At 70.4% G+C, this 7,085-nt stretch carries 6 protein-coding genes; 4 read left to right on the forward strand and 2 right to left on the reverse strand.

What is annotated here, in order from left to right; translation table 11 throughout:
- Nucleotides 1-409: 409 nt before the first annotated feature.
- Both M3U25_RS20465 and M3U25_RS20470 read right to left on the reverse strand, forming a co-directional pair.
- Complete coding sequence (locus M3U25_RS20465; protein WP_242161604.1) at nucleotides 410-2,020, reverse strand: carboxyl transferase domain-containing protein; 1,611 nt, start codon at nucleotides 2,018-2,020, stop codon at nucleotides 410-412.
- 129 nt (nucleotides 2,021-2,149) lie between these two features.
- Nucleotides 2,150-3,313: an isovaleryl-CoA dehydrogenase gene (locus M3U25_RS20470; RefSeq protein WP_355503865.1), complete on the reverse strand. Its 1,164-nt coding sequence runs from the start codon at nucleotides 3,311-3,313 to the stop codon at nucleotides 2,150-2,152.
- Nucleotides 3,314-3,445: 132 nt separating this feature from the next.
- Here M3U25_RS20470 and M3U25_RS20475 point away from each other — a divergent pair, with 132 nt between their 5' ends.
- From M3U25_RS20475 to M3U25_RS20490, 4 genes are all read left to right on the forward strand, one after another.
- Entirely contained in the window at nucleotides 3,446-4,054 is a 609-nt protein-coding gene (locus tag M3U25_RS20475) for a TetR/AcrR family transcriptional regulator (RefSeq protein WP_242161602.1), read from the forward strand.
- A gap of 154 nt (nucleotides 4,055-4,208) precedes the next feature.
- On the forward strand, nucleotides 4,209-4,727 hold the full coding sequence (locus M3U25_RS20480) for a c-type cytochrome (RefSeq protein WP_160946985.1): 519 nt from the start codon (nucleotides 4,209-4,211) through the stop codon (nucleotides 4,725-4,727).
- Nucleotides 4,728-4,821: 94 nt separating this feature from the next.
- Nucleotides 4,822-6,570 carry an ExeM/NucH family extracellular endonuclease gene (locus M3U25_RS20485; protein WP_355503867.1) on the forward strand — a complete coding sequence of 583 codons (1,749 nt, stop codon included), beginning with the start codon at nucleotides 4,822-4,824 and terminating at the stop codon, nucleotides 6,568-6,570.
- A 259-nt stretch (nucleotides 6,571-6,829) separates the two neighbouring features.
- A partial coding sequence (locus tag M3U25_RS20490; protein WP_355503869.1) for a hypothetical protein occupies nucleotides 6,830-7,085 on the forward strand: 256 nt, incomplete at its 3' end.

Here is a 7,085-nt window from a genome sequence, read left to right on the forward strand (position 1 = left end):
CGGCGAGTTACTTTTCTTTGCTTGTGCAAAGAAAAGTAACCAAAAGAAAGCACACCCCGCAGCGCGCCCTCCGCGCTACGCGCTCCGGGTCCGCAGCCACGACGGGGATTCGCGGAAGGGGCATCCTGCCCCTGCCGCGAACGGCGCACATCCATGTGCGCCGCCCTTCGGGTTTTTCCCCGCCGTGGCTGCCGTGCCGAGGGGGCCCGGTAAGTCAAAGGCAAAGCAAGAGCAACCGCAGGAGCAAAAGCGGGAGCAAAAGCGAAGGCCGCCGCATTGGCCGCTGCCGCAGAGCCGATCAAACGGGCCACCGCCGGGCACGCTGCCCCACGCATCGCTTGCGACCACCTGCGTGGCCACCGTCGATCCCGGCGCACGCGCGCCTGCCACCGCGAGCGCATGCGCCCGCTCACATCCGGAACACCCCGAACCGGCTCGGCTCCGCCGGTGCGTTCAACGCCGCCGACAGCCCCAGCCCCAACACCCGCCGCGTCTGTGCCGGATCGATCACCCCGTCGTCCCACAGCCGTGCGCTGGCGTAGTACGGATGGCCCTGGCGCTCGAACTGATCGCGGATCGGCGCCTTGAACGCCGCCTCCTCCGCGTCCGACCACTGCCCGCCCTTGGCCGCGATACCGTCGCGGCGCACCGTCGCCAGCACGCTCGCGGCCTGCTCGCCGCCCATCACCCCGATGCGCGCATTCGGCCACATCCACAGGAAGTTCGGCGAGTACGCACGGCCGCACATGCCGTAGTTGCCGGCGCCGAACGAGCCGCCGATCACCACCGTGAACTTGGGTACCTTGGCACAGGCCACCGCCATCACCAGCTTGGCGCCGTCCTTGGCGATGCCGCCGTGTTCGTACTTGCGGCCGACCATGAAGCCGGTGATGTTCTGCAGGAACACCAGCGGAATGCCGCGCTGCGCGCACAGCTCGATGAAGTGCGCGCCCTTCAGTGCCGACTCGGAGAACAGGATGCCGTTGTTGGCGACGATGCCGACCGGATAGCCGTGCACGTGCGCGAAGCCGGTGACCAAGGTGGTGCCGTAGCGCGCCTTGAATTCGTCCAGGCGCGAGCCGTCCACCACCCGCGCGATGACTTCGCGCACATCGAACGGCTTGCGCGGGTCGGCCGGGATCACCCCGTACAGTTCCTCGGCCGGATACAGCGGCGGCTCCGGCGTGCGCAGCGCCAGCGGCGGAGCCGGCTTGCGCCAGTTGAGCTGGGCCACGATCGCGCGCACCCGCGCCAGCGCCTGCAGGTCGTTGTCGGCGAAGTGATCGGCCACGCCGGAGATGCGCGTGTGCACGTCGGCGCCGCCCAGGTCCTCGGCGCTGACGTCCTCGCCGGTGGCGGCCTTCACCAGCGGCGGGCCGCCGAGGAAGATGGTGCCCTGCTCGCGCACGATCACCGTCTCGTCGCTCATCGCCGGCACGTAGGCGCCGCCGGCGGTGCACGAGCCCATCACGCAGGCGATCTGGGCGATGCCCTGCGCCGACAGGTTGGCCTGGTTGTAGAAGATCCGGCCGAAGTGGTCGCGGTCGGGAAACACCTCATCCTGCAGCGGCAGGAACGCGCCGCCGGAATCGACCAGGTAGATGCACGGCAGGCGGTTCTGCTGGGCGATCTCCTGCGCGCGCAGGTGTTTCTTCACCGTGATCGGATAGTAGGTGCCGCCCTTGACCGTGGCGTCGTTGGCGACGATCACGCATTCCACGCCGGAGACGCGGCCGATGCCGGCGACCACGCCGGCGCACGGCACCTCGTCGTCGTACAGGCCCAGCGCGGCCAGCGGCGCGATCTCCAGGAACGCGCTGCCCGGGTCGAGCAGGGCGTCGATGCGCTCGCGCACCAGCAGCTTGCCGCGCGCCTGGTGCTTGGCGCGGGCGGCCTCGCTGCCGCCCAGGGCGATACGCGCCTGGGTGGCGTGCAGGTCGTCGACCACCGCGCGCAGCGCGGCGGCATTGGCGGCGAAGGCGTCGCTGCCGGGTTGCAACTGGGTCTGGATCGCGCTCATGGCTGGGCCGTGGAGGGAGGAGGGAAGGGTGGGCGGCGACTGTGGGAGGGCTCTTGTCCCTGTTGCGGGATCAGCCCCGACGCGATGGCGCCGGAACGGCCTGTCGGCCGATACCTTTTTCGCCGCGCATCACTTGGTCCGCTCGAACAACTCGCGGCCGATCAGCATGCGACGGATCTCGGAGGTGCCCGCGCCGATCTCGTAGAGCTTGGCGTCGCGCCACAGGCGCCCGGTCGGATAGTCGTTGATGTAGCCGTTGCCGCCCAGCACCTGGATCGCCTGGCCGGTGAGCCAGGTCGCCTTCTCGGCGGCGTAGAGGATCGCGCCGGCGGCGTCCTGGCGGGTGGTGCGGCCGGCGTCGCAGGCGCGCGCCACTGCGTACACATAGGCGCGGCAGGCGTTGAGGCCCACATACATGTCCGCCAGCTTGCCCTGCATCAACTGGAAGCTGCCGATCGGTTCGCCGAACTGGCGGCGCTCGTGCACGTAGGGCAGCACCACGTCCAGCGCCGCCGCCATCAGCCCCAGCGGGCCGCCGGACAGCACCACGCGCTCGTAATCCAAGCCGGACATCAGCACGCGCACGCCGCCGCCGACCTCGCCCAGCACGTTCTCGGCCGGCACCTCGCAGTCCTGGAACACCAGTTCGCAGGTGTTGGAGCCGCGCATGCCGAGCTTGTCCAGCTTCTGCGCAGTGCTGAAGCCGGGCATCTCCTTCTCGACCACGAACGCGGTGATGCCGCGCGCGCCGCCGCTCGGGTCGGTCTTGGCGTAGACCACCAGCACGTCGGCGTCCGGGCCGTTGGTGATCCACATCTTGTTGCCGTTGAGCACATAGCGATCGCCGCGGGCCTCGGCGCGCAGCTTCATCGACACCACGTCCGAGCCGGCGCCGGGTTCGCTCATCGCCAGCGCGCCGACGTGCTCGCCGCTGCACAGCTTGGGCAGGTAGCGCGCCTTCTGCGCCGGGCTGGCGTTCTTGCGCAGCTGGTTCACGCACAGGTTCGAATGCGCGCCGTAGGACAGGCCGATCGCACCGCAGGCGCGCGAGATCTCTTCCATCGCCACCACGTGCGCCAGGTAGCCCATCGCGCTGCCGCCGTACTCCTCCTCCACGGTGAGGCCGAGCAGGCCCTGTTCGCCGAGCTTGCGCCACAACGGCGCGGGGAAGGCGTTGTCGCGGTCGGCCTGCTCGGCCAGCGGCGCGATCTCGCGCGCGGCGAAGGCGGCGACGCTGTCGCGCAGCAGGTCGACCTCCTCGCCCAACTCGAAATTCAACGACGGCATCAGCATGGCGGCAGCTCCGGGGATGGCAGGTGGCGGGCGGCGCCTAGAATCGGACCCGCGCCGGGCAAGAGCGCCCAGCGTAGCCGGGAACGGCAAAGAAGTGAACAGAAATTCATTAATTGAACTTAGAATCACGCCATGGCCTACAAACGCTCCGCCCTGATGGAAGAACGCCTCGCCGGCAACCGCCAGCGGATCCTGCTGGCGGCGCGCCGGCTGATCGCCGCCGACGGCTTCCGTGGTGCCCCGGTGACCGCGGTGGCGGCCGAGGCCGGGGTCTCCACCGGGTTGATCTACCGGCATTTCCCGTCCAAGGCCGAACTGTTCGTGGAGGTGCTGACCGCCGCCGTGGAGCACGAGCTGACCATCCTGCGCGCCATCGCCGCCGCGCCGGCGCCGGCGGCGCAGCGCCTGCGCGATGCCATCGCCTCGTTCGTGCGCCGCGCCCTGGCCGGCCCCGGCCTGGCCTACGCCTTCATCGCCGAGCCGGTGGAACCGGAGGTGGACGCCGAGCGCATCCGTTGCCGGCGCCTGCTCGGCGACGTGTTCAAGGGCATCCTGGCCGACGGCGTGGCCGCCGGCGAGTTCCCCGCGCAGGACCTGGAGGCGGCGGCCGCGTGCCTGGTCGGCGCCTACACCGAGGCCCTGGTCGGCCCGACCGCGCCCAGCCGCGACGGCCCGCGCGACAGCGAGCGCCTGGTCGAGGCGGTGTGCGGGTTCTGCCTGCGCGCGGTGGGCAGCAGCTGAGCGCGATCAACCGCGTCGCCTGCGCCGAACTGCTGCGATGCAGCACGCATCGCCTGCGATTCCGTGCCATCGCGGCGTGCCGCGCGGCGCAAACGCTGGCTATACTCGGCCGCGTAGCGGTGGTCCGGATTACCACGTGCCAAAGGGGTGTGATGTGCGGAATTACGACCTCGAATTTCTCAAGCGCTTCTCGATGGTGATCGGCCTGCTGGTGCTGATCACCCTCGGCCTGATCGTGTTCGCGCACTACCTGCAGCGGGCCATCCCGCCGGAGGTGTCGCCGATTGCGCAAAAGCGCACAGAGGAGCGCATCGCCCCGGTCGGCGCGGTCTACGCCGGCAGCACCGGCGCCGCGGCGCAGGCCGCCGCCCAGGCGGCGGCACTGGCCAAGGCCTCGGCGCAGGCGGCCTACGGCGGCACCACCGACGGCAAGACCATCTTCAACAACCTGTGCACCGCCTGCCACACCACCGGCGTGGGCAAGGCGCCGACGCTTGACCATGCGCACTGGGATAAGCGCATCGCGCAGGGCAAGGACACGCTCTACAAGCACGCCATCGAAGGCTATACCGGCCCCGACGGCGGCATCATGCCGCCCAAGGGCGGCAATCCCGGGCTCACCGAGGAGCAGATCCACGCCACCGTGGACTGGATGCTGGCCAACCTGAAGTAACCTTGCGCCTCCCGCACGCCATTGCGCCGCCTTCGGGCGGCGCAGTCGTTTCCGCGCCCGTCGCGTGCCGGCGCCAAACAAGGAGAGTGATCGCATGCGCATGCCGCCGCCATCGTTGTTGTCGTTGCTGCTGCTGGTCGCAGCCCCCGCCGCGCAGGCGCTGACGCCGCCGACGCTGCTGCCGATCGGGCAGTTGCGCCCGGGTCCGCAGGCGCAGGGCGTGGTATTCGAGGGGGTGGTCACCGCGCGGGTGGAGGCCGGCGGCAGCGGCTACCTGGTGCAGGACGCCGGCGACGACGATCCGCTCACCGCCGACGCGCTGCTGGTACGCGGCGATGCCGAGCGCAGCCTGGCGCCGGGCGACCGCGTGCGGGTCTGGGGCGAACTGGCGCCGCAGGCCGCGGCGTCGGCCAAGGCCGGCACGGCCTTCGTCGGGCGCAGCGTGCTGGAGCAGGGCCACACCGTGCTGGCGCGGGCGCAGCCCTTGCCGCTGCAGGTGCTCGACGCGGCGCCGGCCGACTGGTCGGCGCTGGCCGGCATGCGCGTGCGCATCGCCGCGCCGCTGACCGTGGTCGACAACGATGCGCTGGGCAAGACCGGTGAACTCGGCGTGGCCTTCGGCGGGCGCCTGTGGCAGCCCAGCGAAGTGGCCGCGCCCGGCAGCGCCGAGCAGGCGGCGGTCGTCGCCGACAATGCGCGGCGCGGACTGCGGCTGGGCACGCTCGGTGCATCGACTCCGACTCCGACTCCGACTTCGGCAACGGCAACGGCAAAACTCCCGGACTATCTGGGCAGTGCCACTGCGCCGCCGCGCGCGGGCAGCACGGTGCAGGACGTGGAGGGCATCGTCGGCGGGGTGATCGACGGCGTCGCGCGGCTGTACCCGACCGCCGCGTTGCAGCTGACGCCGCCGCCGGAGCCGGCGCCGCCGCAGGTCGACGGCACTGTGCGCATCGCCGCGTTCAACCTGGAGAACTTCTTCAACGGCGACGGCCGCGGCGGTGGGTTCCCGACCCTGCGCGGCGCGCGCACGGCCGCCGAGTTCCAGGCGCAGCTGCGCAAGCTGGTGGCGACGATCCGACCGCTGCAGGCCGACGTCGCCGCGCTGATGGAACTGGAGAACGACGGTTACGGCCCGACCTCGGCGATCGCCAGCCTGGTCGACGCGCTCAACGCCGGCGGTGGCGACTGGCGCTTCGTCGATGCCGGGCACGGTCCCGGCGACAACCCGATCCGGGTCGGGCTGATCTACCGCGCCTCGCGGGTCAGCCCGGTGGGCAAGCCGGCGGTGCTGGAAGGCGGCCCGTTCGCCGAGCACAGCCGGGTGCCGCTGGCGCAGGCCTTCCGCCGCGGCAACGGCGCGCCGTTCGTGGTGGTGGCCAACCACTTCAAGTCCAAGGGCTGTGGCGACGCAACTGGCGCCGACGCCGACCGCGGCGACGGCCAGGGCTGCTGGAACGCAACCCGCACCGCGTCGGCGCGCCGCCTGGACGCGTGGCTGCGTAGCGATCCCACCGGCGCCGGCAGCACGGCCAGCGTGCTGCTCGGCGATTTCAACGCCTACGCGATGGAAGATCCGCTGCGCCTGCTGCGCGACGCCGGTTGGCGCGATGCACTGCAGGAGGCGCATGTCGCGCAGCCCTACAGCTTCGTCTATCGCGGCCTCAGCGGCCGCCTCGACCACGCCTTGCTGAGCCCGGCGCTGGCAGCGCGGTTGCGCGGCGCCGCCGAATGGCACGTCAACGCCGATCTGCCCGACAGCGACGGCTACCGCGAGCGCGATCTGCCCGGCCCGTGGCGCAGTTCGGACCACGATCCGTTGTTGCTGGGGTTTGATCTGTAGGGTCGGGAGTGGGGAAATGGGAATGGGGAATCGGGAAAGCCGGTTGTCGCTTTCCGTTCCCAGCCTCGATGTACGGGGCGTACCGCCGGAACTGATGTCATGCGTGAGCGCACGACTGCCGTCATGCGTGAGTGCTGTGCTTCAGGCGGCGCTCGCTGCGCGTCTTGTCTTGCGTGTCACCAGCGGCTCTTGAGGATCGCTTGTCCCTTGTGGCGTTGGTCGCGTGTTGCCGCGGTGCCGACCGAAGCCGGTAGATGCCGTGCTCTTGCTCGATAGCACGACAGCATCGACTGTTGCTGTTGCTGTTGCTGTTGCTGTTGCTTTGGTAGTTGCTTTTGTTGTTGTTTCTGCTGTTGCCGTTGCTCTGGCTTTTGATTTACCGGGTTCCCTTCCGCAGCGGCGGATGGACCGGGGAAACACCCGAAGGGCGGCGCACAAGGATGTGCGCCGTTCGCGGCAGGGGCAGGATGCCCCTTCCGCGAATCCCCGGTGCATCCGCGGACCCGGAGCGCGCA

The sequence above is a fragment of the Xanthomonas sp. PPL134 genome (assembly GCF_040595915.1).
Classification (GTDB): Bacteria; Pseudomonadota; Gammaproteobacteria; order Xanthomonadales; family Xanthomonadaceae; genus Xanthomonas_A; species Xanthomonas_A indica.

Bases quoted from the DNA above. Each gene is read 5' to 3' on its own strand.
- M3U25_RS20485 (WP_355503867.1), top strand. From the start codon at position 4,822: ATGCGCATGCCGCCGCCATCGTTGTTGTCGTTGCTGCTGCTGGTCGCA.
- M3U25_RS20470 (WP_355503865.1), bottom strand. From the start codon at position 3,313: ATGCTGATGCCGTCGTTGAATTTCGAGTTGGGCGAGGAGGTCGACCTG.
- M3U25_RS20465 (WP_242161604.1), bottom strand. From the start codon at position 2,020: ATGAGCGCGATCCAGACCCAGTTGCAACCCGGCAGCGACGCCTTCGCC.
- M3U25_RS20475 (WP_242161602.1), top strand. From the start codon at position 3,446: ATGGCCTACAAACGCTCCGCCCTGATGGAAGAACGCCTCGCCGGCAAC.